Origin of the sequence: Streptomyces sp. WAC06614 (genome assembly GCF_003949795.1) — a bacterium.
GTDB lineage: Bacteria > Actinomycetota > Actinomycetes > Streptomycetales > Streptomycetaceae > Streptomyces.
On the sequence record NZ_RPRY01000574.1, the window covers coordinates 1 to 2401 of the forward strand.

A 2401-nucleotide genomic window follows, 5' to 3' on the forward strand; every position below is an offset into this window, starting at 1 on the left:
CCCCGGACGACCGCTGGGACTCCTGCCTGGCCTTCACCACCGCCCTGCGCCGCGCGAGCACCCCGCCGGGCGGCGGCGGGGTGCTCGCGCGGCGCAGGGCGGTGGTGAAGGCCAGGCAGGAGTCCCAGCGGTCGTCCGGGGACTTGGCCAGTGCCTTGGCGACCACCTCGTCCAGGCCGGCCAACTCCGGCCGCCGGGAGGAGAGCGCGGGCGGCGGGTCGTACTGGTGGGCCCACAGCAGGGCCATCTCGTCGTCCCGCCGGAACGGCGGGGCCCCGGTCAGGGTCTCGTGGACCACGCAGCCCAGGCTGTAGACGTCGCAGCGCCCGTCCACCGGCTTGCCGGAGATCTGCTCGGGCGCCACGTAGTCGAGCGTGCCCACGAACTGGCCGACGCTGGTGAACCCGGTCAGCGACAGGGACTTCTTGGTCAGCCCGAAGTCGGTCAGGTAGCAGTGCTCGGGGTGGTCGCTGTCGGGGCCCTCGGCGACCAGGACGTTCCCGGGCTTGACGTCCCGGTGGACGAGGTCGTGGGCGTGGGCCGCGTCGAGGGCGGAGGCCACCTGGCCGGCGATCCGGACCGCCTGGTCCACCGGCAGCGGCCCCTGCCGGTCCAGCAGGGCGCGCAGGTCCCGGCCGGGGACGTAGAGCATGGCGATGTAGAGCAGGCCCTCGGCCTCGTCGGCCGCGTAGACCGGGACGACGTGCGGGTGCTCGATCGCGGCGGCGATCCGGGACTCGTGGACGAACCGCTGCCGGAAGGTGTCGTTGCGGGCCAGTTCCGGAGCGAGCAGCTTCAGGGCCACCCGCCGGCCCAGCCGCAGGTCGCGGGCCAGGTACACCACGGCCATGCCGCCGCGGCCGAGCTCGCTGTCGATCTCGTACCCGGCGATCCGCCGGCCCCGCAGGTCGGACGGCGTGCCGCCGGGCGGCGCGGAGGTCATCGGTCCGCACCGCCGCCGAAGTCGGCACCGCTGCCGACGACCCGGGTGGGCGGGTGCGGTACGTCGGTCACGGGAGCCGGTGCGGCGTAGACCGCGAGCCGGGTCCCGTCCCCGTACATCCACCGGGCGGAGGACTCGTCGTAGAGCCAGGCCGACTCGCCGTCGAGGACCACGCCGACCCGCAGGCCCCGGGTGGCCCGGCGGAAGGCCTCGCCGTCCGCGCGGCCGGCCGCGAGCTCGTCGGCCGCGCTCCGGTAGCGGGCCAGCGCCTCGGCGCACCGGTCGAGCAGGGGGCGCGGGTCCTCGGTGCGGGCCACCGGCCCCCGGCCGGCCGGCGGCGGCTGCGGTACGGCGACCAGCATCCGGCCGTCGACCCACGCGGACCAGCCGTTGGAGCACAGCACCTGGGCCCATTCGCCGCGGCGGGACAGCAGCTGGACGGGGAGGAAGGGGTCGAGGGGGTCCGTGGCCGGCCCCGAGCCGGGGCCCTCCCGGGCGGGCAGGCCCTCCGGCGGGACCACGTGCGTGGGCCGGAAGCCGGTGCGGGGCGCATCGGCCCCGGCGGACGGGGAAGGGGTCATCGGGCGGCTACCTCCTCATCACGGCGGGCTCCTGGCGTCGCAGCAGCAGGGCCACCAGCGCCCCGAAGAGGACGGACAGGCCGACGAGCATGCCGACGTCGAGCAGCCAGACCCCGGTGGCGTGCCGGAACAGCGGGTCGGCGGTGAGCGCGCCGGGCACGATCGCGGGCAGGTCGACGGTGCCCGCCATGGCCCCCATCGCCCACCGGGACGGTACGAACCAGCCGAGCTGTTCCAGCACCGGTACGCCGTCCAGCCGGAGCAGGGCGCCGCAGAAGACGACCTGGACGATGGCGAGGAGGACCAGCAGCGGCATGGTGACCTCCTCCTTGGGGACCAGGGCGGAGACCAGCAGGCCGAGCATCATCGCGGTGAAGGACAGCAGGGCGACGGCCAGGGTGATCTCGGCCAGCGACGGCATGAGCACGCCCCGGCCGCCGGGGGCGTGGTGGTCGACGCCGGCGAGTCCGACGAGGGTGAGCACGACGGCCTGGGCGACGGTCACCGTGCCGAGCACGACGACCTTCGACATCAGGTACGCCGACCGGGACAGGCCGACGGCCCGTTCCCGCCGGTAGATGACGCGTTCCTTGACCAGTTCGCGCACCGCGTTGGCGGCCCCCGTCAGGACGCCGCCGACGCACAGGATCAGCAGGGCGTTGACGGCGGTCTCGGGGGTCAGTTCCGGTCCGGCCAGAGCCCGGGCCATGGCGCCCATGAGGAACGGCAGGACGGTCATGATGACGAGGAAGGTCCGGTCGGCGGCGAGCACCGCCGCGTACCGGCGCACCAGGGTGCGCAGCTGGGAGCCCCAGCTCTGCGCCTTGGGCGGCGGGGCGACGGGCGCGGCCGGGGCGGCCGGGGCGGCCGCCCCGGC

General features: G+C 75.6%; 3 protein-coding genes. All 3 read right to left on the reverse strand.

Translation table 11 applies throughout. The features are described from left to right. A partial coding sequence (locus tag EF918_RS34855) for a serine/threonine-protein kinase (RefSeq protein ID WP_148141335.1) occupies positions 1–943 on the reverse strand: 943 nt, incomplete at its 3' end. After that, the gene (locus tag EF918_RS34860) at positions 940–1524 is read right to left on the reverse strand and encodes a hypothetical protein (protein WP_125652864.1); all 585 of its coding nucleotides are present in this window, start codon (positions 1522–1524) and stop codon (positions 940–942) included. The genes EF918_RS34855 and EF918_RS34860, both read right to left, overlap by 4 nt. Before the next feature lie 7 nt (positions 1525–1531). Continuing rightward, positions 1532–2401, reverse strand: an 870-nt coding sequence (locus EF918_RS34865; RefSeq protein ID WP_148141336.1) for an ABC transporter permease, incomplete at its 5' end; no start/stop codon positions are given.